The sequence below is a fragment of the Streptomyces sp. MI02-7b genome, from assembly GCF_033793585.1.
Lineage (GTDB): Bacteria > Actinomycetota > Actinomycetes > Streptomycetales > Streptomycetaceae > Actinacidiphila.
Window position 1 is genome coordinate 83,473 of record NZ_JARAWX010000010.1, and the last position, 21,957, is coordinate 105,429.

At 73.3% G+C, this 21,957-nt stretch carries 17 protein-coding genes; 10 read left to right on the top strand and 7 right to left on the bottom strand.

From position 1 onward, the window contains the following. Positions 1-279: 279 nt before the first annotated feature. The 4 genes from PV364_RS18345 to PV364_RS18360 all read left to right on the top strand — a co-directional run bounded on the left by PV364_RS18345 (position 280) and on the right by PV364_RS18360 (position 6,075). On the top strand, positions 280-2,112 hold the full coding sequence (locus PV364_RS18345) for a polysaccharide deacetylase family protein (RefSeq protein WP_319661117.1): 1,833 nt from the start codon (positions 280-282) through the stop codon (positions 2,110-2,112). Next, positions 2,109-3,149: a glycoside hydrolase family 113 gene (locus PV364_RS18350; RefSeq protein ID WP_319661118.1), complete on the top strand. Its 1,041-nt coding sequence runs from the start codon at positions 2,109-2,111 to the stop codon at positions 3,147-3,149. The genes PV364_RS18345 and PV364_RS18350 overlap by 4 nt, the downstream gene beginning before the upstream one ends. Before the next feature lie 38 nt (positions 3,150-3,187). Continuing rightward, a complete protein-coding gene (locus PV364_RS18355) occupies positions 3,188-5,014 on the top strand; it encodes an alkyl/aryl-sulfatase (protein ID WP_319661119.1) in 1,827 nt (608 codons plus the stop codon). A gap of 80 nt (positions 5,015-5,094) precedes the next feature. Next, entirely contained in the window at positions 5,095-6,075 is a 981-nt protein-coding gene (locus PV364_RS18360; RefSeq protein ID WP_319661121.1) for an alpha/beta hydrolase, read from the top strand. A 31-nt stretch (positions 6,076-6,106) separates the two neighbouring features. On the opposite strand, the gene PV364_RS18365 is transcribed toward PV364_RS18360, so the two are convergent. From PV364_RS18365 to PV364_RS18375, 3 genes are all read right to left on the bottom strand, one after another. Beyond that, complete coding sequence (locus tag PV364_RS18365; RefSeq protein ID WP_319661122.1) at positions 6,107-7,009, bottom strand: hypothetical protein; 903 nt, start codon at positions 7,007-7,009, stop codon at positions 6,107-6,109. Positions 7,010-7,042: 33 nt separating this feature from the next. Next, the gene (locus PV364_RS18370) at positions 7,043-8,071 is read right to left on the bottom strand and encodes a class I SAM-dependent methyltransferase (protein ID WP_319661123.1); all 1,029 of its coding nucleotides are present in this window, start codon (positions 8,069-8,071) and stop codon (positions 7,043-7,045) included. Between the two features lie 761 nt (positions 8,072-8,832). Then, positions 8,833-9,237, bottom strand: coding sequence for a VOC family protein (locus tag PV364_RS18375; protein WP_319661124.1), 405 nt, complete (start codon positions 9,235-9,237; stop codon positions 8,833-8,835). 162 nt (positions 9,238-9,399) lie between these two features. Between PV364_RS18375 and PV364_RS18380 the strand changes: the two genes are divergently transcribed. The 5 genes from PV364_RS18380 (at position 9,400) to PV364_RS18400 (ending at position 15,771) form a co-directional block, all read left to right on the top strand. Then, complete coding sequence (locus PV364_RS18380; protein ID WP_319661125.1) at positions 9,400-9,561, top strand: hypothetical protein; 162 nt, start codon at positions 9,400-9,402, stop codon at positions 9,559-9,561. Positions 9,562-9,577: 16 nt separating this feature from the next. Beyond that, positions 9,578-10,168, top strand: coding sequence for a sortase domain-bontaining protein (locus PV364_RS18385; RefSeq protein WP_319661126.1), 591 nt, complete (start codon positions 9,578-9,580; stop codon positions 10,166-10,168). 74 nt (positions 10,169-10,242) lie between these two features. After that, positions 10,243-12,738 (top strand): aminopeptidase N, encoded by a 2,496-nt coding sequence (gene pepN, locus PV364_RS18390; protein ID WP_319661127.1) that lies wholly within the window; start codon positions 10,243-10,245, stop codon positions 12,736-12,738. A 194-nt stretch (positions 12,739-12,932) separates the two neighbouring features. Next, positions 12,933-14,327, top strand: coding sequence for a pyridoxal phosphate-dependent decarboxylase family protein (locus PV364_RS18395; protein WP_319661128.1), 1,395 nt, complete (start codon positions 12,933-12,935; stop codon positions 14,325-14,327). Continuing rightward, positions 14,314-15,771, top strand: coding sequence for a lysine N(6)-hydroxylase/L-ornithine N(5)-oxygenase family protein (locus PV364_RS18400; protein WP_319661129.1), 1,458 nt, complete (start codon positions 14,314-14,316; stop codon positions 15,769-15,771). Before PV364_RS18395 ends, PV364_RS18400 begins: the two co-directional genes overlap by 14 nt. Here PV364_RS18400 and PV364_RS18405 read toward each other — a convergent pair. The 3 genes from PV364_RS18405 to PV364_RS18415 are packed head-to-tail and all read right to left on the bottom strand — an operon-like array spanning position 15,725 to position 19,106. Further along, positions 15,725-16,471 (bottom strand): succinate dehydrogenase/fumarate reductase iron-sulfur subunit, encoded by a 747-nt coding sequence (locus tag PV364_RS18405; RefSeq protein ID WP_319661130.1) that lies wholly within the window; start codon positions 16,469-16,471, stop codon positions 15,725-15,727. The two genes, PV364_RS18400 and PV364_RS18405, sit on opposite strands and share 47 nt — an antisense overlap. Continuing rightward, a complete protein-coding gene (locus PV364_RS18410; protein ID WP_319661131.1) occupies positions 16,468-18,402 on the bottom strand; it encodes a fumarate reductase/succinate dehydrogenase flavoprotein subunit in 1,935 nt (644 codons plus the stop codon). Before PV364_RS18410 ends, PV364_RS18405 begins: the two co-directional genes overlap by 4 nt. A 2-nt stretch (positions 18,403-18,404) precedes the next feature. Beyond that, on the bottom strand, positions 18,405-19,106 hold the full coding sequence (locus tag PV364_RS18415) for a succinate dehydrogenase cytochrome b subunit (RefSeq protein ID WP_319661132.1): 702 nt from the start codon (positions 19,104-19,106) through the stop codon (positions 18,405-18,407). A 94-nt stretch (positions 19,107-19,200) separates the two neighbouring features. Here PV364_RS18415 and PV364_RS18420 point away from each other — a divergent pair, with 94 nt between their 5' ends. Beyond that, positions 19,201-20,124, top strand: a complete 924-nt coding sequence (locus PV364_RS18420; protein WP_319661312.1) for a LysR family transcriptional regulator — start codon at positions 19,201-19,203, stop codon at positions 20,122-20,124. Between the two features lie 4 nt (positions 20,125-20,128). On the opposite strand, the gene PV364_RS18425 is transcribed toward PV364_RS18420, so the two are convergent. Continuing rightward, a complete protein-coding gene (locus PV364_RS18425; protein WP_319661133.1) occupies positions 20,129-21,940 on the bottom strand; it encodes a bifunctional metallophosphatase/5'-nucleotidase in 1,812 nt (603 codons plus the stop codon). Positions 21,941-21,957 lie beyond the last annotated feature (17 nt).

A 21,957-nucleotide genomic window follows, 5' to 3' on the forward strand; every position in this document is an offset into this window, starting at 1 on the left:
GGCTCCGAAGTCGAGCCGAAACTCCCTCAGGGAAGTTAGCAGATACTTTTAGAGGATCATCGTCCGCGGCGTCACCCGTGAGAGAGCCGGTCCGGAACGCCTTGCGTTTTCCCGGGTGAGGAGGGTGAAGCTGGAAGGTCATTCACCCTTCCGAGTGGGATTGGCCGCGGTAATGGAATGAACAATCGAACGAACTGTACATCCGATGATCCGGTTGACAGCGGGCATTGACGGTCTGAACAATCAGCGGCCTGTTCATTCGGTGCAATGGGGGGAAACATGCAATCCCGCATCGGGAGACCACGGAAGTCCCGGGTCTCCGTCGTCGTCATGCTCGTCGCGTCGCTCATGGGCGCCGCATTCCTGACCGTCCCGGCCGATGCCGCGGGCCGCGTCCCGGCAGCCGATCCCGGCGGCCGCCACCACCGGCACGGCGAGAGCCTCGGCGGCCGCTCGGGCGTCGGCAGTATCGACCTCGCCGCGTGGGCGAAGTCCCAGCTCGCCGCCGACCGCGACCGCCGCGCCGAGGGCCCGGCCCGGGAGGCCGCCGCGGAGCGGCCGGCCACCCGCGCCGCCCTGCTCGCGAAGCCGGCCGCCGTGGCCGCCGGCACCTCGGCACTCGTGCTCTACGACACCGCGGGGCCCTACGGACAGCTCGGTGAGCTGTACGCCATGGCCACCGCCAACCTCGCCGGCCACTTCGGCACGGTGACCGCCAAGCCGGTCCAGCAGTACACCGCCGGCATGGTGAACCAGTACACGGCGACCGTCTACCTCGGCTCCACGTACTACAGCGGCAGCGTCCCCGACGCCGTCCCGGCCGCGTTCTACCAGGACGTCGTCACCACCACCCACCCGGTGACCTGGGTCGGCGACAACATCTGGTCACTGGCGAACGCCACCGGGGTCACCCAGTTCCAGAACACCTACGGCTGGGACCCCAGCACGTCGTACTTCGACCCCGCCTCCGTCACGCAGGTGACGTACCGGAACCAGACCCTGACCCGGAAGGTCCCGGCCGGCCAGGACGGCGGCGTGCTGCGCCCCGCCATCCTGACCGGGCCCGGCTACCCGGCGGTGACCCCGCTGGCCCAGGCGGTCGACACGGCCACCGGCGCGTCCTTCCCGTGGGCGGTGCGCTCAGGCAACCTCACCTACGTCGGCGAGATCCCGTTCGCCTACGTCTCCGAGAGCGACCGCGTCATCGCCTTCGAGGACCTGCTCTTCGACGCCCTCGCGCCGAACACCCCCGAGCGGCACCGGGCACTGCTGCGGCTGGAGGACATCAGCCCCGACTCCGACCCGGCCGAACTGCGGGCGACGGCCGACTACCTCTACGCGCAGAGGATCCCGTACGGCATCAACGTCATCCCCGTCCACACCGACCCGCACGGCACCTACAACAACGGCCGTGCCGAGACCGTCACCCTGGTCCAGCGCCCGCAGGTGGTCTCCGCGCTGAAGTACATGCTGGCGCGCGGCGCCGTCCTGATGAACCACGGCTACACCCACCAGTACGGCACCGTCGCCAACCCCTACGACGGCGTCTCCGGTGACGACTTCGAGTTCTACCGGGCCCACGTCGACAGCGCCGACAACGTGGTCTACGACGGCCCGGTCGCCGAGGACTCCGCGCTGTGGGCGCAGACCCGGGTCACCCTGAGCCTGGCCCAGTTCCTCCTCGCCGGGCTGCCGACGCCGAAGTTGTGGACCACCCCGCACTACGCCGCCTCCGCCACCGACTACAAGGTCTTCGCGCAGAACTACACGGCCCGCCTGGAGCGTTCCCTGTACTTCTCCGGGACGCTGAGCGGTACCGCGGGGGATCCCAACCGCTTCATCGGCCAGTTCTTCCCCTACGTGGTGAAGGACGTGTACGGCACCACCGTGCTGCCCGAGAACATCGGCAACTACGAACCCCAGGCGTACAACAACCACCCGGCCCGGCTGCCCGCCGACCTGATCGCCTCGGCCAAGGCGAACCTCGCCGTGCGCGACGGCTTCGCCAGCTTCTTCTACCACCCCTACAACCCGGTCCAGCCGCTCCAGGAGACGGTCGACGGCATCCGCGCCCTCGGCTACACCTTCGTCAGCCCCGCGGCGCTCACGTGACCCTGATCCGGAGGACCGCCGCCGCCATCCTGGCGGCGGCGGTCCTCGCCGTCACCGCCGGATGCACCACCGTCCCCTCCTCGCCCGCGCCCGCGCCGGCCGGCGCGGGGGCCTCCCGGCTGCGGGGGATCGCCCTGCCGTCCTGGGCCGCCGAGGACTACGACAGCCCCGCCGCCGGCCGCTACCTGCGCGACATCGCGGCCACCGGGGCGGGCTGGGTGTCACTCACCCCCACCTGGTACCAGTCGGCACCGGGCGACGCGTCGATGCACACCACAGGGGAGACCGCGAGCGACGCCTCGCTGCGCCGGATCGTCCGCGAGGCCCATGCCGCCGGGCTCAAGGTGCTGCTCAAACCGCACGTCGACCTCCCCGGCGACCAGGACCGCGCGCGGATCCGGCCCGCCGACCGCGCCGCCTGGTTCGCCGCGTACACCCGCTTCATCACCCACTACGCGCGGCTGGCCGAGGACCTCGGGGTCGAGCAGGTCTGCGTCGGCACCGAACTGGCCGGCACCTCGCGGGACGGCGCCCCCTGGCGGGCGGTCATCCGCGCCGTCCGGCGGGACTACCGAGGACCGCTGGTCTACGCCGCCAACTACGACGAGTACGCGCACGTCTCCTTCTGGGACGACCTCGACCTGATCGGCGTCGACGCGTACTGGCCGCTCGCCGGTCACGCCACCACCGACGTCGGCCGGCTGCGTGCCGCCTGGCGGCCGATCGCCCGGGAGCTCGCCGCCTTCTCCGCCCGCCGGCACCGCCGCGTGCTGTTCACCGAGGCCGGCTACGTCAGCCAGCGCGGCACGACCACGGCCCCCTGGTCCTGGACGGTCAGCGCGCGCCCGGCCGACGACGAACAGGCCGCCGCCTACCAGGCGCTGCTCGGCGCCCTGGAGGGGGAGCGCTGGTGGGCCGGGGTGTGCTGGTGGATGTGGGACGACTGGCCGGACAGCGGCGAGACACCGCGGCGGCTGGCGTACACCCCGCACGGCAAACCCGCCGAGGAGGTGCTGCGCCGCTGGTGGCGCAGATGAACGAGACAAAAGGTGCGAATCGCTGGGATTGTGTTCCCATGACCGCTCTCGCGCCCCCCGACCACGAGGACACCACGGACTTCGCCGACGCCGACCGCGGCTTCCTCGGCGCCCTGACGCCCGGCCGCGTCACCGCCGACGACGGCCGGGTGGTCTGGGACAACGACGCCTACTCCTTCCTGCAGGGCCCCTGCCCCGACACCGCCCACCCGGGCCTGTGGCGGCAGAGCCGGCTCGCGGCGAAACAGGGTCTGTTCGAGGTCGTCGAGGGCGTCTACCAGGTCCGCGGCCTGGACCTGTCCAACATGACACTCGTGGAGGGCGACCGCGGGGTCGTGGTCATCGACCCGCTGCACTCCACCGAGGCCGCGGCCGCCGCCCTGGCGCTCTACCGCGAGCACCGGGGCGACCGCCCGGTCACCGCGCTCATCTACACCCACTGCCACGTCGACCACTTCGGCGGCGCCCGCGGCGTCCTCCCCTACGGCCACGACCCGGTCCCGGTCCTCGCCCCGGCCGGCTTCCTGGAGCACGCCGCCAGCGAGAACGTCTACGCCGGCACCGCGATGAACCGCCGCGCCGTCTACATGTACGGCTCGGAACTGCCCAAGGGCCCCGCGGGCCAGATCGGCTGCGGGCTCGGGCAGACCGTGTCCACCGGCGCCATCGCCCTGATCCGGCCGACCGTCTCCGTCACCCGCACCGGGCAGGACGAGACCCTCGACGGCGTCCGCATCGTCTTCCAGCTCACTCCCGGCACCGAGGCGCCCGCCGAGATGAACTTCGTGCTGCCGGGCAAGCGCGTGCTGTGCATGGCGGAGAACGCCACCCACACCATGCACAACATCCTGACCCTGCGCGGCGCCCAGGTCCGCGACGCCCGCCAGTGGGCCCAGTACCTCAACGAGTCGCTGGTGCTGTTCGGCAACTCCGTCGACGTCGTCATCGCCTCCCACCACTGGCCCACCTGGGGGCGGGAGAACATCCACCGGCTGCTGGCCCACCAGCGCGACCTGTACGCCTACCTCCACGACCAGACGCTGCGGCTGCTCAATCAGGGCATGACCGGCAGCGAGATCGCCGAGGAGCTGCGGCTGCCGCCCGCCCTGGAGCGCCTCCACGCCAACCGCGGCTACTACGGCTCCCTCTGCCACAACGTGAAGGCGGTCTACCAGCGCTACATGGGCTGGTTCGACGGCAACCCCGCCCACCTGTGGGAGCACCCGCCGGCCGAGGAGGCGCGCCGGTACGTCGACTGCCTCGGCGGGGTCGACGCCACCGTCGCCAAGGCGGGGGAGTACGCCGACGCGGGCGACCTGCGCTTCGCCGCGACCCTGCTCAACCACGCCGTCTTCGCCGACCCCGGGCACACCACGGCGCGCGGTGAACTGGCCGCCGTCTACGTCCGGCTGGGCCACGGCTGCGAGAACGGTCCCTGGCGGAACTTCTACCTGATGGGCGCCAAGGAACTGCGCGACGGCATCAGCCCCACTCCGACCGCGACCCCCGGCCCCGATCTCACCGCGGCCCTGACGGTCGATCAGTTGATCGACTCGCTCGCCATCCGCGTCAACGGCCCCCGGGCCTGGGACACCCACCTCACCATCGACTGGCGGCTCACCGACGAGCACCGCACCTGGCACCTCACCCTCTCCAACGGGGCGCTCACCCACTACTCCACCCAGGACGGCCGCCCCAACCGGCACGCCGACCTCACCCTCACCCTGACCCGGCCCGAACTGCAACGACTCCTGGCGGGCGGACGTTTCGACGGGATCGAGCACGAGGGCGACCTGAAGGTGGTGACCACCCTCGTCGGCCTGCTGGACGGCCCCGACCGGGACTTCGCCATCGTCACCCCCTGACCCGGGGACCCGCGGGCCGGCCCGCCGAGTGGCCAATTCCGGCGGCGCGGCCGGGGCACCGTGGGCATAGCCTGAACGTCATGGTCGAACACCGCTTTGCCGAAGTGAACGGTATCCGGCTCCACATCGCGGAGGAGGGCGAGGGACCCCTCGTCGTGCTGCTGCACGGCTTCCCCGAGTGCTGGTACTCCTGGCGCCACCAGTTCGGACCGCTCGCCGCCGCGGGCTACCGGGTGGTCGCGCCCGACCAGCGGGGCATCGGGCGCAGCGACCGCCCCGAGGCCGTCGACGCGTACACCGTGCTGGACCTGGTCGGCGACGTGATCGGGCTGATCCACGCCCTCGGAGAGGACACGGCCGTCGTCGTCGGCCACGACTGGGGCGCCCCCGTCGCCTGGCACACCGCGATGCTGCGCCCCGACGTCGTACGGGCCGTGGCCGGGCTGAGCGTCCCACCGACCCCGCGCAGCGGGGACACGCCCCCGCTGGTCGCCATGCAGGAGCGCTACGACGGGCGCTTCTACTGGAACTACTTCGCGCAACCCGGAGTCGCCGACGCCGAGTTCGCCGCCGACCCGGACTCCACCTTCCGCCGCTTCCTGTACGGCGCCTCCGGCGACAACCCGGCCAACGACCCGGTCCCCGCCGAGCCGCTGGTCCCGCCGGGAGGCGGGTTCCTCGACCTCGTCGGAGATCCGGAGAAACTGCCGGCCTGGCTCACCGAGGAGGACGTCGCCACCTTCGCCGCCGAGTACGGGCCCCAGGGCTTCACCGGCGGACTCAACTGGTACCGCAACCTCGACCGCAACTGGCGGCTGACCGCGCCCTGGAGCGGTGCGACCCTCCAGGTCCCGGGCCTCTACGTCACCGGCGACCGCGATGTCGTCCACGCCCTCCCCGGCGCCTCCGACCTCCTCGCGGTGCTGCCGCAGCTCTACCCGACGCTGCGCGAGCCCGTCGTGCTCCCCGGTTGCGGCCACTGGACGCAGCAGGAGCGCCCGGCCGAGGTCAACACGGCGCTGCTGGACTTCCTGCGCGAGACGGCACCGGCCCGCGCCTGACCGGCACGCCGCACCCCGCCGGGGCACCGGCTCAGGTGTCGCACTCCAGCACGGTGCGGCACAGCCCGCACCGTGCCTTCACCCGGCCGCGCACCGGGACCCGGATGCGCTGGTGGCAGGTGGGGCAGGGGAAGGACACCCGCATCGGCGCCTCGCCCTCGAAGGCGTAACCGGCCACCGGGTGCGCGGCTCCGCGGCGGCGGTCGTGGGCGTAGCGCCGGCGGTTCGCCCAGCCGCAGCCCAGCAGCGGCGCGTTCCGCAGGTCGTCGCGGGCCAGCCCGAGGCCGTCCCGGTAGGCGTCGCGGGCCCGCGGGCCGGTCAGCCAGGGCTCGATGTCGTCGCCGAAGGCCAGTGCGCGCTTGGCCAGGACGTACCCGAACTCCTCCGGGGTGAGGTAGCCCAGCTTCGACGCCGCCATCGTCACCCGGTCGCCGAACAGCGCCGGCTCCTCCCTGTAGGAGTCCAGCAGCAGCCAGCCCGCGCCGAGGTAGGCGGTCGCGGTGTCCGTGAGGATCTCGTTGTCCCGCGTCCCGGGGAACTCCAGGCCGAGCCGGTGCAGGTACACGTGCATGACCTCGTGCGCCAGCGCCGCGCCCACGTCGCGCCGGTCCTCGCGGAAGCGGTCGTGCAGCTCCACGAAGTACTCCGGGCCGGAGGCCAGTTCCACGTTGCCCGCGTGCGTCATGTCGCGGAAGCTCACCACCATGCGGGCCTCGGGCAGCCGGAAGTGCCGCACGATGACCCCGGCCACCCGCTGCGCGCCCAGGTGCAGGTCCTCGTCCGGCGGGAACTCCACGGCCTCGGGCCGGACGCTCGCCGCGAACCGGCTCACGGTGTCGTACGACAGCCTGCGGTAGAGCGCGGTCAGGGCGGACCGCACCTTCTCCAGGTGCGGAAAGCCGTGCTCGATCGGGCTGGACGACGGCTCGCCCACGGCGCCTCCCCCAAGCGGTGCGACGCTACGAGCCTACGCGTCCAGCCACGCCGTTGTCGCCGTGCGATCCGGTCCCGTACCGGACGCCGAACCGGCCACCGGCATCCCCAGCGCCGCCAGCCGCTCCGCCGCGCCCGGCGCCTCTCCGCCGGCCGGCTGGTAGGCGCTCACCAGCAGCCGCCCGCCCGGCTCCACCAGCTCGGCGAGCAGCCGGCGCAGCAGTCCGCCGAGCCTCGCCGGCGGCACGCAGTCCACGAGGACGTGCACGAAGGTGAAGCGTCGGCCGCCGGCCGGCCGCCAGTCCAGCGCGTTGCCCACGGCTATCCGGTCCGCCCACTGCGGCAGCCGCCGCCGTGCCAGCTCCGCCAGCCCCGGCGCGATGTCCAGCCCGTACGGCTCGATCGCCCGGCCGCGTTCGGCGGCCCACGTCCGCACCGACTCCATCAGCAGCCCGTTGGCGCAGCCGATGTCGAGGAAGGCGCCGTCCCGGTGCAGCGCGTCCACCACCATCGACCGGCGCGCCCGCCACTCCTGCGGGCCGCCGCCGAAGCCGGAGCCGCCCTCGGCGGTCGCCGCCCGCAGATAGGCGGGCTGGATCAGCCGCAGGTTGTCCGCGAACCACGAGGCGTCGTCCTGCTCCCGGAAGGAGCGCGCGGCGTCCAGCACCGCCCGCCGCTCGGTGCGGTCCGCCAGCCGCGCGGCGACCTCCTGCGGGGTCCCGGTGAACAGCTCCACCCGGGTGTGCGGCCGCCGGCCGCGGTAACGGTCGCCGTCCAGCCAGGCGTACAGCCGCAGCTCCGCGCCGTCGTAGGCGAAGGGGTGCACGCGCTGCCGCAGGAAGCCGGCGGTCATCAGCGGCACCCGCTCGGAGGTGTCGAGCACCCAGTCCTCGCCCGGCAGCACCCGCCCCGACGGCAGCCGCAGGCCCGCGCCGCCGTGGCCCTGCGCGGGGACCGCGCAGCGCCCGTCCGGCAGGAAGAGCACATACGTCACCCGGCGCACCGCCTCCGGATCCTGCGGATCGTGCTCCACCGGCTCGTACGCGTGCGCCCCCGCCACCATGCCGTCCGTCCCCCTCGGCCGAATCCGTTCGCCCCCGGCCGATCCCCCCGGACGCGTCGACGTACGGACACCGTACAAGTGACCGCCGACATCCGGCTGATGCGGGTGCCCGCGGGGCGGGCCGGAACCGTCCGGAACCCCGGTATGTCGCGGTGGCGCGGCCCCGCCGGGCGGTCGGCAACGCCCGCGGTGCGCATCGCGGCAGCGCGGCCGTCGCTGTGAGGCCTCGGGCCCGCGGGCGGCGCGGGCCGAGCGCTGCGATCACCACCCCGGATCGGCCTGACGTGGTGAACTGCCGAGCCTGGCACGCGGGGGAGGGGACCATCCGCGGGCCGTCCGCCTCCGCCTCCGCGTGGCGTGGGCCGAGCGCTGCGCTCGCCCCCCGGCGTGCGGACCGGCGTAGCCGCGGGGGCGGCTTGGGGTGCCCGCGCGCGCTCGGCCTCCGGCGCCCGCGAGGTGCTGCGGGGGTGACTCCCGGCGACGCGGATGCGGTACGGGCCGGGCGTGGGCCCGGACCGTGTCCGTGTGACCGCCTGCGTGGGCCGAGCGCTGCGCTCGCGCCCGGTGTGCGGGCAGGCCAAGGCGCGGGGAGGCTCCTTCGGGCGCCCGCGCGCCCGGCCTCCGGCGCCCGCGAGGTGCTGCGGGGGTGACTCCCGGGGACGCGGGTCACCCGCATGCGGCAGGGCCCGGCGCGGGGGTCTTCGGGTGCCCGCGCGCTCGGCCTCCGGCAGCCGCGAGGGCGCTGCGGGGGCGGCGGCCGGTCAGAGCGCTGCGGGGGCCGGGGGCGGGGGGAGTTGGCCGTAGCAGAGGCAGAAGGGGTGGCCTGCCGGGTCGGCGAAGACGCGGAAACCGCTGTGTTCGCCGCCGCTGTCGTGGAGGAAGGTCGCGCCCAGGGCGACGACCTCTCCCTGGGCCCGTTCGACGTCCGCGCGGGTGGGCACCTCGAAGTCGAGGTGGAACTGCTGCGGGTGCTCCGGGTCCGGCCACTGCGGCGGGCGGTGGAAGAGCACCTCCTGGAACGCGAAGCGCGTGCCGCCCGGTGCCGTCAGGGTCACCCAGGAAGGGTCGGAGCCGTCCAGGGCTCCGCCGAGGATGCCCTGGTAGAAGGCGCCCAGCGCCCGCGCGTCGGGACAGTCGATCACGGTGAGCTGCAAGGTGGCGATCATCCGGCGAGCCTGCCCGCTGTCATACCTGAGGTGCAAGGCCCGCGGCCGGGACCATACTTTCGGTGGATACCGACAGGGACGGCCGGGGGAGGCGCGGCACGCACCCGGCTCCGTACCCTGGGGACCGTCGACGTAGCCGCCAGCCGCGAAGGACCCGCCGCGATGCATGCCCTGCCCGTGCCCCTGATGCCCGCCGCCCTCGCCGCCGGGGTCGCCCTCCTCGTGTGCTGCGCGGCCGTCGTGTGCGGCCCGCTCACGGCGGTGTTCGCGGGACTGCTGGCGCTGGGCGTGTGGGGCGTGCGCTACGCGGTCCACCCTCGGTGAGCCCGTGGGCGGCCCCGTGACGACGGCCCACCGGCGGGTCAACGTGCTCGCCCTCGCCCTGCTCGTCGCGGCCGCCGCGGGGACCGCCTGGGCCGTCTGGCGCACCGGCTCGGGACGCGCCGACGCCGTCGTGCACGGCAGCACCTCCGCGCGCGCCGCCGACCCGGCGGGCCACACCCCCGTACGCCTCGACATAGCCCGCGCCCGGGTCCACGCCCGCGTCCTGGACCTCGGGCTCAACGACGACGGCAGCCTGCAGACGCCGGGCGCCGAGGAGGGCCGCCGCTGGGCCGGCTGGTACGACCGCAGCGCCGCGCCCGGCGACCCCGGCACCGCCGTGATGGTCGGCCACCACGACACCGGGAGCGGCCGCGGGGTCTTCCACGACCTCGGCGACCTGCGTCCCGCGGACACGGTCGTGGTCACCCGCCGCGACGGGAGCCGCGCCCGCTTCACGGTCACCCGGGTCGTCCGGGTCCCGGGCCGCTCCCGGCCCGCCGAGGCCTGGTCCACCGGCGCCGGAGGCCCTTCCCTGCGCCTGATCACCTGCACCCGCGGCCAGGGCGACAGCCTGATCGTCGACGCCGCCGCGGTCCGCTCCTCCTGACGCCCGGCACGGCCGCCGGACCGGGCGGGGGAACTCCCGTGCGGGTCGCACGGCCCATGAGGCAGCATGGCGGCATGCCTGCTCTCACCCGTGCCGAGGCCGAGACCCGCGCCCGGCTCCTCGACGTCCACACCTACGTCGTCGACCTGGACCTGACCCGCGGCGCCGACGTGTTCGGCTCCACCACCGTCATCGGGTTCACCGCCCTCGCCGACGGCGACACCTTCGTCGAGCTCAAGCCCGCCGCCCTGCACCGCGCCGTGCTCGACGGCCACGCCCTCGACCCCGCCGCCCTGGAGGACAACCGGCTGCCGCTCACCGGGCTCACGGAAGGCCCGCACGAGCTGCGGATCGAGGCCGACATGCGCTACTCGCGCACCGGGGAGGGCATGCACCGCTTCACCGACCCGGCGGACGGCGAGACCTACCTGTACACCCAGCTCTTCCTGGACGACGTGCAGCGCGTGGTCGCCGCCTTCGACCAGCCCGACCTCAAGGCCGTCTTCGAGGTCACCGTCACCGCGCCGCCCGCGTGGACCGTCCTCGGCAACGGAGTCGCCGAGCGCACCGGCGAGGCCGAGGGCCACTGGCGGATCGCGCCGACCCCGCGCATCAGCACCTACCTGCTCGCGGTCGCCGCGGGCCCCTGGCACTCGGTGCGCACCGAGCACGCCGGCCTGCCCTTCGGACTGCACTGCCGACGCTCGCTGGCGCCCCACCTCGACGCCGATGTCGAGGAGCTCTTCGACATCACCCGGCGCTGCTTCGACCGCTACCACGAACTGTTCGCGGAGCCCTATCCGTTCGACTCCTACGACCAGGCCTTCGTCCCGGAGTTCAACGCGGGCGCGATGGAGAACCCCGGCCTGGTCACCTTCCGCGACGAGATGGTCTTCCGGTCCGCCGTCACCGACGCCGAGCGGCAGACCCGCGGCATGGTCGTCGCCCACGAGATGGCCCACATGTGGTTCGGCGACCTCGTCACGCTGCGCTGGTGGGACGACATCTGGCTGAACGAGTCCTTCGCCGAGTACATGGGCTACCAGGTGCTCTCCGAGGCCACCCGCTTCACCGACACCTGGACCGACTTCGCGGTCGCCCGCAAGGGCTGGGGCTACGACGCCGACCAGCGCCCCTCCACCCATCCCGTCGCCCCGGACCCCGAGGCCGTCCCCGACACCGCGTCGGCGCTGCTCAACTTCGACGGCATCTCGTACGCCAAGGGCGCCTCCGCCCTGCGCCAGCTCGTGACGTGGCTCGGCCGCAAGGACTTCCTGGCCGGCATCAACGAGCACTTCTCCCGGCACCGGTTCGGCAACGCCGCCCTCGCCGACTTCATCGACTCCCTCGCCTCCGCCACCGACCGGGACGTGCACGCCTGGGCCGACCGCTGGCTGCGCACCACCGGCGTCGACACCCTCACCCCCGTCCCGGCCGAGGCCGACGGAGGCTGGCGGCCCGAGGTGGTCCGTGTGGGCGAGCGCCCGCACCGCATCGCGGTCGCCGCGTACGACCGCGACCCCGCGGACCCGGCGCGGCTCGTGCTGCGCGAACGCTTCGAGACCGATGTCCCCGCGGGCGCCGAGGCCGCCGCGACACGGCCCGGGCCGCGCCCGGACCTGGTGCTGCTCAACGACCGGGACCTGACGTACGCCAAGATCCGCTTCGACGCCCGGTCCTGGGACACCCTCGTCCAGGGCCTGAGCGGCCTGCCCGACCCGCTCGCGCGGGCCCTGGTGTGGAACGCCGCCCGTGACATGGTGCGCGACGGCGAACTGCCTCCGGCCGCCTACCTGGACGTGGCCCGCGCCCACCTGCCGCACGAGACCGACCTCGCCGTGGTGCAGGGCGTGCTCGGTTTCGCCCGCGTCCAGCTCGCCGACCGGTACCTGCCCGCCGGGCAGCGGCCCGGGGCCCTCGCCGTACTGGAGGCCCTCACCCGCGAGCTGCTCCGCCACGAGGACCCCGGCATGCGGCTCGCCGCCGCCCGCGAACTCATCACCGCCGTCACCGACCCGGCCGAGCTGCGCGGCTGGCTCACCGCCGGGACCCTGCCGGACGGGCCGCCGCTCGACCCCGAACTGCGCTGGCAGATCCTCACCCGGCTCAGCGTCCTGGGCGCCGCCGACCGCGCCGACATCGACGCGGAACTCGAGCGCGACCCCAGCGCCACCGGCCGGGAGGGCGCCGCCCGCTGCCGGGCCGCGCTGCCCGACGCGGAGGCCAAGCGGGAGGCCTGGACCTCGATGTTCGAGGACGACACGCTCTCCAACTACCTGTTCACCGCGACCGCCCAGGGCTTCTGGCAGCCCGAGCAGCTCGCCCTCCTCGGCGACTACGTGCCCCGCTACTACCCGGCCGCCGTCGCCCTCGCCGCCCGCCGGGGGCCCGCGCTGGCCGACGCCGCCGGCCGCTGGGCCTTCCCCCTCCCGGTCGTGGACGCCTCCGTCCTCGACCTCGGGGAGGCCTGCGTCCGCTCCGCCGGCCCCGCTCCCACCCCCGCCCTGCGGCGCAGGCTCGTCGACCAGCTCGACGACCTGGCCCGCGCCCTGCGCGTGCGGGGCGCGTGACCGCTCACTCCCGGGGCGAGGGCGCGCCTGACGTGCCCTCGCCCCCGCGCCCGCGTGCGCGCAAACTGCGGGTCCGATGAGGGGTACTTCGAGGTCGGGGCAGCATCCCCGCGCGGGCGGCGTCGTTACGCAGTCCGGACCGCGCGGACGGGTCGCGCGGCGGTGATCGCTGTGTTCTCGGAGGGTGCCAGGCCGTGTCACCTCAGCTCGCCGGCGGCAGGGGAGGGCCGGGCCGGCTGCGACCGTTGCTCGGGGTGGTGCTGGACGCGCTCGCGGAGGGTGCCGCGCGGCGCGCGGGACCCCTGCCCGCGGGCGGGCCGGAGGCGGTCGCCGCGCGGGTCGCGCAGACCCTGGGAGAGGCGCTGCCCGAGCACGGGACCGGGGTGCAGGAGGCGCTGCGGACGCTGGTGCGGCTGACCGCGGAAGGCGCGGCGGACCCGGCGGAACCGTTCTGCGCCGCACATCTGCACTGCCCGCCGCTGGCCGTGGCCGCGGCCGCCGACCTGGCCGCGAGCGCGCTGAACCCCTCGATGGACTCCTGGGACCAGGCCCCCGCGGCGACCGCCCTGGAGGCGGCGGTGACGGCGGCGCTGGCCCGCCTCGTCCACCCCGGGGCGGCGGCGCCCGACGCGCTGATCACCACCGGCGGTACCGAGTCCAACCAGCTCGCCCTGCTGCTCGCCCGCGAACGCGCCCCCGGTGTGCGGATCGTGACCGGGGCCAACGTCCACCACAGTGTGCCGCGCGCCGCGTGGCTGCTCGGGATGCCGGAGCCGGTGGTCCTCGACACCCCCTCAGGGGTGCTCGACCCCGCGCGGGCACGCACCGCGCTCGCCGCGGTCCCGGGCCCGGCCCTGCTCGTCGCCACGGCCGGGACCACCGATACCGGGGTCGTCGACCCGCTAGCCGAACTCGCCCGCGCCGCAAGGGAGTACGGCGCCGCCCTGCACGTGGACGCGGCCTACGGCGGCCCCCTGCTGTTCAGCGACCGTGAGGCGCCGCGGCTCGCCGGGCTGGCCGAGGCCGACAGCGTCACCCTGGACCTGCACAAGCTCGGCTGGCAGCCGGTCGCCGCGGGTGTGCTCGCTGTGCGCGAGGGGGAGTCGCTGCGTCCGCTCGGGCACCAGGCGGACTACCTCAACGCCGCCGACGACACCGAGGCCGGCTTCCCCGATCTGCTCGGCCGCTCGCTGCGCACCACACGCCGCCCGGACGTGCTGAAGATCGCCGTGACGCTGCGCGCCCTCGGCAGGCAAGGCCTGGGCCGGCTCGTGGACACCGTCTGCGACCGGGCCCGCGAGCTGGCCGACCTGGTCGAGCGGCACCCGGACCTGACCCTGTACGCCCGCCCCGCGATCAGCACCGTGCTGCTGCGCCCCGCCGGGGCCGGCGACGACGCGGTCGCCGCGATCCGGCGACGGCTGATGCTCGACGGCCGGGCGGTCCTCGGCCGGGCCCGCGCCGGCGGACGGCTGTGGCTCAAGGCGACCCTCCTCAACCCGGCGCAGGCCGCCGGCGACCTCGAGGCACTCCTCGCGCTCGTGTGCGCGACCCATCAGGAAGGCAGCACGCCCGATGACCGTGGCTGACAACACCGAGTACGCCGAAGACACCACGTACACCGCGTACGCCGAAGCGGCCGCCTCGCACGCCGAGCAGTCCTACGACCTGCTCGGCATCGGCATCGGGCCGTTCAACCTCTCCCTGGCCGCGCTCGCCGACGGCGTCCCGTCCCTCAGCGCCGCCTTCTACGACCAGGAGCAAGCCTTCCGCTGGCACCCCGGGCTGCTGATCGAGGGCGCCACCCTCCAAGTGCCGTTCCTGGCCGACCTGGTGAGCCTCGCCGACCCCTCCAGCCGCTGGAGCTTCCTGAACTGGCTGAAAGCCCGTGAGCGGCTGTTCCCGTTCTACTTCGCCGAGCGCTTCCATGTGCACCGCGCCGAGTACGACGCCTACTGCCGCTGGGTCGCCGAGTCCCTGACCAGCACCCACTTCGGCCGCCGGGTCGACAGCGTCCGCTGGAACCCGGGCCGCGGCCTGTTCGAGGTCGGCCACACCCGGCTCGATTCCGAGGGGCAGGCCGTGGGGCGCGGCGTCCGCCACGCCCGCAACCTGGTCCTCGGCATCGGCTCGGAACCGTACGTCCCCGAGGCGCTGCGCCCGCTGATCGAGGCCCCGGCGGTGCAGGTCGTGCACTCCGCGGACTACCTGGCGCACCGCGACCGGCTGCTGGCCGCCGGCCACGTCACCGTCGTCGGCGCCGGCCAGTCCGGCGCCGAGGTCTTCCTCGACCTGCTGCGCGGCCGCCCCGCCGGGAGCGAGCGGATCACGTGGATCGCGCGCAGCCCCGCCTTCGCGCCGATGGAGTACAGCAAGCTCGGCCTGGAGCAGTTCACCCCCGACTACGCGCGCTTCTTCCACGGCCTCGCCGAGCCGGTGCGCGACGGTCTGCTGCCCCGGCAGTGGCAACTGCACCGGGCCGTCGACCACGGCACCCTCGCCGCCGTCCACGACGAGCTGTACCGCCGCTCCCTCGGCGGCGGCTGGCCGGACGCGGTCCTCACCCCCGGTGTCACCGTGCGCACCGCCGGGCGGCTGGGCATGGGCGCGGTCGAACTCCACCTGGAGCACCAGGAGCAGGGCACCCGCACCCGGATGGTCACCAACGCCGTGGTGCTCGCCACCGGCTACCGCGAGCGGCCCACCGGCAGGCTGCTGGCGGCCCTGGACCCGTACATCCGCCACGACGGGGCGGGCCGGCCCCGGATCGACGAGCAGCACCGGATCGTGCTGGACCCGGCGGTGGGCGGATCGGTGTACGTGCAGAACGCCGACCGCCACTCGCACGGCGTCGGCGCCCCCGACCTGGGCCTGGCCGCATGGCGCTCGGCGGTCATCCTCAACTCCGTGACGGGCGAGGAGCCCTATCCGCTCCCCGCCCGCACGGCCTTCACGACCTACGGCCTGACCTCGGCCACGGCCCCGGTCAGCGAGATCCCTTCCGCACGGCCCGCAGGTATTCGCGGTTCATAGCGGCGATCGACGGCAGCGGGATGCCCTTGGGGCAGGCCGTGGCGCACTCACCGGTGTTGGTGCAGCCGCCGAAGCCCTGGTCGTCCATGGCGGCGACCATGTTGAGCACCCGGGTCTCCCGCTCCGGACCACCTTGCGGCAGCACATTGAGGTGGTTGACCTTGGCGGAGGTGAACAGCATCGCCGAGCCGTTGGGGCAGGCCGCCACGCACGCCCCGCAGCCGATGCACTCCGCGTGCTCGAAGGCGAGGTCGGCGGCCTCCTTGGGGACGGCCGTCGCGTGCGCCTCGGGCGCGCTGCCGGTCGGCACCGAGATGTACCCGCCGGCCTGGATCACCCGGTCGAAGGCCGAGCGGTCCACGACCAGGTCCTTGACCACCGGGAAGGCCGCGGCCCGCCACGGCTCGACGTCGACGGTGTCGCCGTCCTGGAAGTGCCGCATGTGCAGCTGGCAGGTGGTGGTCCGCTCCGGGCCGTGCGCCTGTCCGTTGATGACCATGCCGCAGGCACCGCAGATGCCCTCGCGGCAGTCGTGGTCGAAGGCGACGGGCTCGTCGCCCGCGAGGATGAGCTCCTCGTTGAGGACGTCGAGCATCTCCAGGAACGACATGTCGGGACTGATGTCCTCGACGCGGTAGGTGACCATGGCGCCGTCGTCCTGCGAGGACCGCTGGCGCCAGATGCGCAGGGTGAGGTTCACGCGTAGCTCCGCTGGGTGGGGTGTACGTAGTCGAAGGTCAGCGCCTCCTTGTGGAGCACCGGCGTGCCGCCGTCGCCGGGGTGCTCCCATGCGGCGGCGTACAAGAAGTTCTCGTCGTCGCGCAGCGCCTCGCCGTCGGGGGTCTGGCTCTCCTCGCGGAAGTGGCCGCCGCAGGACTCGGCGCGGTGCAGCGCGTCCAGGCACATCAGCTCGGCCAGCTCCAGGAAGTCCGCGACGCGGTTGGCCTTCTCCAGGGACTGGTTGAACTCCTCGCCGCTGCCGGGCACCTTGATGCGGCGCCAGAACTCCTCGCGCAGCGCGGGGATGCGCTCCAGCGCCTTGCGCAGGCCGCTCTCGGTGCGGGCCATGCCGCACTCGTCCCACATCAGCTCGCCGAGCTCGCGGTGGAAGGAGTCCGGGGTGCGGTCGCCGTCCACGGCCAGCAGCAGGTTCAGCCGGTCCTCGACCTCCGCGACGACCTCGGTGACCGCCGGGTGGTCGGGGCCGACCGCCTCGTGGGGGCCGCGTGCCAGGTAGTCGTTGATCGTGGCCGGCAGCACGAAGTAGCCGTCGGCCAGGCCCTGCATCAGGGCGCTGGCTCCGAGCCGGTTGGCGCCGTGGTCGGAGAAGTTGGCCTCGCCGATCGCGAACAGGCCGGGGATCGTGGTCTGCAGGTCGTAGTCCACCCACAGACCGCCCATCGTGTAGTGCACGGCGGGGTAGATCCGCATCGGCCGGGTGTACGGGTCCTCGGCGGTGATCCGCTCGTACATCTCGAAGAGGTTGCCGTACTTCTCCTCCACCCGGGCGCGCCCCATGCGGGCGATCGCGTCGGCGAAGTCCAGGTAGACGCCCTGGCCGCCGGGGCCGACGCCGCGGCCCTCGTCGCAGACGTTCTTTGCGGCGCGGGAGGCGATGTCGCGGGGCACCAGGTTGCCGAAGGAGGGGTAGATCCGTTCCAGGTAGTAGTCCCGCTCGTCCTCGGGGATCTCGTGGGGCGGGCGGTCGTCGCCCTTGGCCTTCGGCACCCAGATGCGGCCGTCGTTGCGCAGCGACTCGCTCATCAGCGTCAGCTTCGACTGGTGGTCGCCCGAGCGCGGGATGCAGGTCGGGTGGATCTGCGTGAAGCAGGGGTTGGCGAAGTACGCGCCCCGGCGGTGCGCCCGCCAGATGGCGGTGGCGTTGGAGCCCTTGGCGTTGGTCGACAGGTAGAAGACGTTGCCGTAGCCGCCGCTGGCCAGCACCACGGCGTCGCCCAGGTGCACCGAGATCTCGCCGCTGACCAGGTCGCGGGCGACGATGCCGCGGGCCCGGCCGTCCACCACGATCAGGTCCAGCATCTCGGTGCGGGCGTGCAGTTCCACCGTGCCCGCGTCGATCTGCCGGGACAGCGCCTGGTAGGCGCCGAGGAGGAGCTGCTGGCCCGTCTGGCCGCGGGCGTAGAAGGTGCGGGAGACCTGGACGCCGCCGAAGGAGCGGGTGTCCAGCAGGCCGCCGTACTCGCGGGCGAAGGGCACTCCCTGGGCCACGCACTGGTCGATGATCTGCAGCGACACCTCGGCGAGGCGGTGCACGTTGGACTCGCGGGCCCGGAAGTCGCCGCCCTTGACGGTGTCGTAGAACAGCCGGTGCACGCTGTCGCCGTCGTTGCGGTAGTTCTTCGCCGCGTTGATGCCGCCCTGGGCGGCGATCGAGTGCGCCCGGCGCGGGGAGTCCTGGTAGCAGAACTGCACGACGTGATAGCCCTGTTCGGCCAGCGTCGCCCCCGCGGATCCGCCCGCCAGGCCGGTGCCGACGACGATGACCTTGTGCTTGCGGCGGTTGGCCGGGTTGACGAGCTTCGCCTCGAACTTGCGGCGGCCCCAGCGCTCCTCGATGGGAGCGGCGGGCGCCTTGGTGTCGGCGATCGGCTCGCCCTCGCGGTACTGCATGGTCAGTCCACCAATCCGGTCATCACGGCGACGGGTACGACGATGAATCCCGCGGTCAGCACCAGCGCCAGCACGTTCGCGGTGGCCTTCAGGGCCCGGTCGCTGCGCTTGGTGACCGCGCCGAGGGTCTGCGCCGCGCTCCAGAAGCCGTGCCTGATGTGCAGGCCGAGGGCGAGCATCGCCACGATGTAGACGACGTTCACCCACCACAGCCGGAAGTCGGCCACCACGTTCTCGTAGGGGTGCTCCGCCTGGCCGCGGGGGTTCACCGTCAGCGTCGTCAGGTCGAGGATGTGCCACACGATGAACAGGGCGAGGATCACCCCGCCCCAGCGCATCGTCCGGGTCGCGTAGCCGGCGCGCGGCCGTGAGTGCGCGTACTTCGCCGGGCGCGCCTTGATGTCACGCCGGCTGAGCTGGTAGGCGGCCACGCCGTGCAGGACGACGGCGACCACCAGGCCCGTCCGCTGGATGTACAGGTACCAGCCGTTGTGCAGCGCGGGCTCGCCGATGGTGCGCAGCCACGCCGCGTACGCGTTGAAGTCCGTGGGGCCGAAGAAGATCTTCAGATTGCCCGCCATGTGCGCGACCAGGAACAGCAGCATGATCACGCCGGTGGCGGCCATGACCGCCTTCTTGCCCACGGTCGAGCCCCACAGCGCCCGCACCGCGGACGGTCGCACCGCTCTCGTCGCCAAAGCCATGCGGCTGACGCTAGGTCTCACCGTATTGAAAGGTCCAAGACACGTTCGGGCTCGTTTCGATAGGCCGGCCCTATCGTCGACTACCGTGGGCAGCGTGCAGCTCCAGCAACTCGTGTACTTCCTGGCCGTCGCCGACACCCGGCACTTCACCCGGGCCGCCGAACGCGTCCACGTGGCCCAGCCCTCGCTGTCCCAGCAGATCAAGGCCCTGGAGCGGGAACTCGGCGCGGAGCTGTTCAGCCGGGCCCGGGGCAACATCGCGCTCACCGACGCCGGGGAGGCGCTGCTGCCGATCGCCCGCCGCATCGTCGCGGACACCGAGGCCGCCACGCAGGAGGTGCAGGAACTGGTGCAGCTGCGCCGCGGGCGGGTCCGCCTCGGCGCCACGCCGAGCCTGTGCACCGGCCTGCTCCCCGACGTGCTGCGCGACTTCCACACCCGGTACCCGGGCATCCGGCTGGTCGTGGAGGAGGGCGGCTCCCGCGACCTGGTGCGGGAGCTGGCCTCCGGCAGCCTGGACCTGGCGCTGATCGTGCTGCCCCTGCAGAGCCACGACCCGGCGCTGGACGCCACCCCGCTGCTCCACGAGGACCTGGTCGTGGTCACCGCGGCCGACACGCCGCCGCCCTGGCCCGGCCCCGACGTCGAGGTGGCCGATCTGCGCGATCAGCCGCTGGTGATGTTCCGCCGCGGCTACGACCTGCGGGAACTGACCGTCGGCGCGTGCCGGGCCGCCGGCTTCGAGCCCCGCCTGGCGATCGAGGGCGGCGAGATGGACGCCGTCCTCGGCTTCGTCGAGGCGGGGCTCGGCCACGCCGTCGTGCCCAGCATGGTCGCCGGGCGCCGCCCGCGGCTGCGGACGACGCCCTTCGCGGCACCGGGCCTGCAGCGCACCGTCGCCCTCGCCCACCGCAAGGACGCCGAACCGCCGCGCGCCGCGCGCGAACTGCGCCGGGTGCTGCTGGAGCACGTACGGGACAGGGACCGCACATCCCGCCGCGCGCACCCGCCGGCCTGACGGATCAGAACACCGGCACGCCGTCGCGGGTCAGCTTCCAGTCCCCGTCGCCGAACCGTGCCGGGTCGATGGTGCCGGTCTCCTCGACGTAGGTGATGATCGTGTTCCGGATCTCCTCGGAGTTCGCCCACACCTGCGGCGCGGTCGCGACACCGGGGAAGTTGCCGCCGCCGTTGGCGCGGTAGTTGTTCACGGCGAACACGAAACGCGCGGACTCGTCGATCGGCGCGCCCTGGAAGGTCACCTTCGTCACGCGCGAGCCGGCCGGCCTGGCGATGTCGATCTCGTAGCTGACGCCGCTGACCACGTCGTAGTTGTAGTCCGGGGTGTTGCCGGCGTTGGTCAGCTTCGACACGTCGACCGGCGCGCCGGCCGGGGTCTGCACGAAGTAGTTCGCGGAGAACTCCAGGTACGCCTTGATCTGCGCACCGGTCAGGATGCGGGCCTCCAGCGTGTTCTCGAACACGTACAGGCCGGCCACGTCGCGCAGGGTGACCCGGCCCGCCGGGATGGCGGCCGTGCGGGAGAAGCACGCGGCCTGTGAAAGGACCGGCAGCGCGGCGTACTCGGTGCCCGCCAGCGCGGCCTTGACCGTCTCGGCCTGCACATGGTTGATGAAGTCGATGATCGGGGTGTCCTTGTACGGGGACTCGGTGGCCGACATGGCCACCGCGGAGTCGCCGATCACCTGGTTCACGTACTCCACGACCTTCGCGTGCTCGTCGCGCAGCAGCCCGACGATCTCCGGGTCCTCCTCGACCGTGTTGGAGTTGAGCACGGACGCACCGACCGTGACGACCTCCCAGGCGCCGTTGACCCTCTCCATCTCGAAGTCGAAGACGGTCAGCCGCTGGCCCCACTTCGCCGGCTCGGACAGCACCACGCCCTGGCCGGTCTGCTTGTTGGCCACCACGTACTCGGGGATCTCGTTGTGCGCGTGGCCCACGAGGATCGCGTCGATGCCCGGCACCTGCTCGGCCACCAGCGCCGCCGCGTTCTCCACGTACGGCAGCTGGTCACCCCAGGAGGAGGTGCCCGAAGTGCCGCTGTGCGCCGAGACGATGACCACGTCGGCGCCCATCGCGCGCAGCCGAGGCACGTACTTGGCCGCCTGCTCCTCCAGACCCGGGAAGGTCATCTTCCCCTGGACGTTGCCCTTGTCCCAGATCGCGATACCCGGGTTGGTCAGGCCCAGGACGGCCACCGTCACGTCCGGCGCGCCCTGCACCCGCATCCGGTGGAGGGAGTACGGCGCGAAGGCGGGCTGCCCGGTCCTGGCGTCCAGGGCGTTGGCGCCCAGCAGCGGGAACTTGCACTGGTCCTCGAACTCGCGCAGCAGCGGGATGCCGTAGTTGAACTCGTGGTTGCCGAGCGCCGCCGCGTCGTAGTCCATGGCGTTCATGGCCTGGGCCATGGGGTGCTTGGGGCCGTGCTTGGCGGTGATCGGGTCGACCCGGGCGTAGTAGTACGACAGCTGCGTGCCCTGGATGGTGTCGCCCGCGTCGATCAGCAGGACGTTGCGGCGGCCCTTGGCGGCGCGCTGCTGCTTGACCAGCGTGGAGATCTTCGCCAGGCCGACGTCGTTGTGCGGCTTGTCGTCGAACTCGGCGTCCGTGAAGTAGTCCCAGTTGAAGACGTTGCCGTGCAGGTCCGTGGTGCCGAGGACACTGAACGAGTAGCGCTCGGGCTCTTCCGGCTTGTGGCTCTTGGCCTGTGCGGGAGCCGCCGTGGCCAGCACGCCGGCCGCGCCGGTCAGCGCGATGCCCGCCCCCGTGGCGGCGGAGCGGTTGAGGAAGTCCCTGCGGTTGAGCGGCATACGTCGGCTCCCGTTGA

Bases quoted from the DNA above. Each gene is read 5' to 3' on its own strand.
- PV364_RS18355 (WP_319661119.1), top strand. From the start codon at position 3,188: ATGACCGCTCTCGCGCCCCCCGACCACGAGGACACCACGGACTTCGCC.
- PV364_RS18370 (WP_319661123.1), bottom strand. From the start codon at position 8,071: ATGGTGGCGGGGGCGCACGCGTACGAGCCGGTGGAGCACGATCCGCAG.
- PV364_RS18400 (WP_319661129.1), top strand. From the start codon at position 14,314: ATGACCGTGGCTGACAACACCGAGTACGCCGAAGACACCACGTACACC.
- PV364_RS18415 (WP_319661132.1), bottom strand. From the start codon at position 19,106: ATGGCTTTGGCGACGAGAGCGGTGCGACCGTCCGCGGTGCGGGCGCTG.
- pepN (WP_319661127.1), top strand. From the start codon at position 10,243: ATGCCTGCTCTCACCCGTGCCGAGGCCGAGACCCGCGCCCGGCTCCTC.
- PV364_RS18375 (WP_319661124.1), bottom strand. From the start codon at position 9,237: ATGATCGCCACCTTGCAGCTCACCGTGATCGACTGTCCCGACGCGCGG.
- PV364_RS18360 (WP_319661121.1), top strand. From the start codon at position 5,095: ATGGTCGAACACCGCTTTGCCGAAGTGAACGGTATCCGGCTCCACATC.
- PV364_RS18380 (WP_319661125.1), top strand. From the start codon at position 9,400: ATGCATGCCCTGCCCGTGCCCCTGATGCCCGCCGCCCTCGCCGCCGGG.
- PV364_RS18410 (WP_319661131.1), bottom strand. From the start codon at position 18,402: ATGCAGTACCGCGAGGGCGAGCCGATCGCCGACACCAAGGCGCCCGCC.
- PV364_RS18425 (WP_319661133.1), bottom strand. From the start codon at position 21,940: ATGCCGCTCAACCGCAGGGACTTCCTCAACCGCTCCGCCGCCACGGGG.
- PV364_RS18345 (WP_319661117.1), top strand. From the start codon at position 280: ATGCAATCCCGCATCGGGAGACCACGGAAGTCCCGGGTCTCCGTCGTC.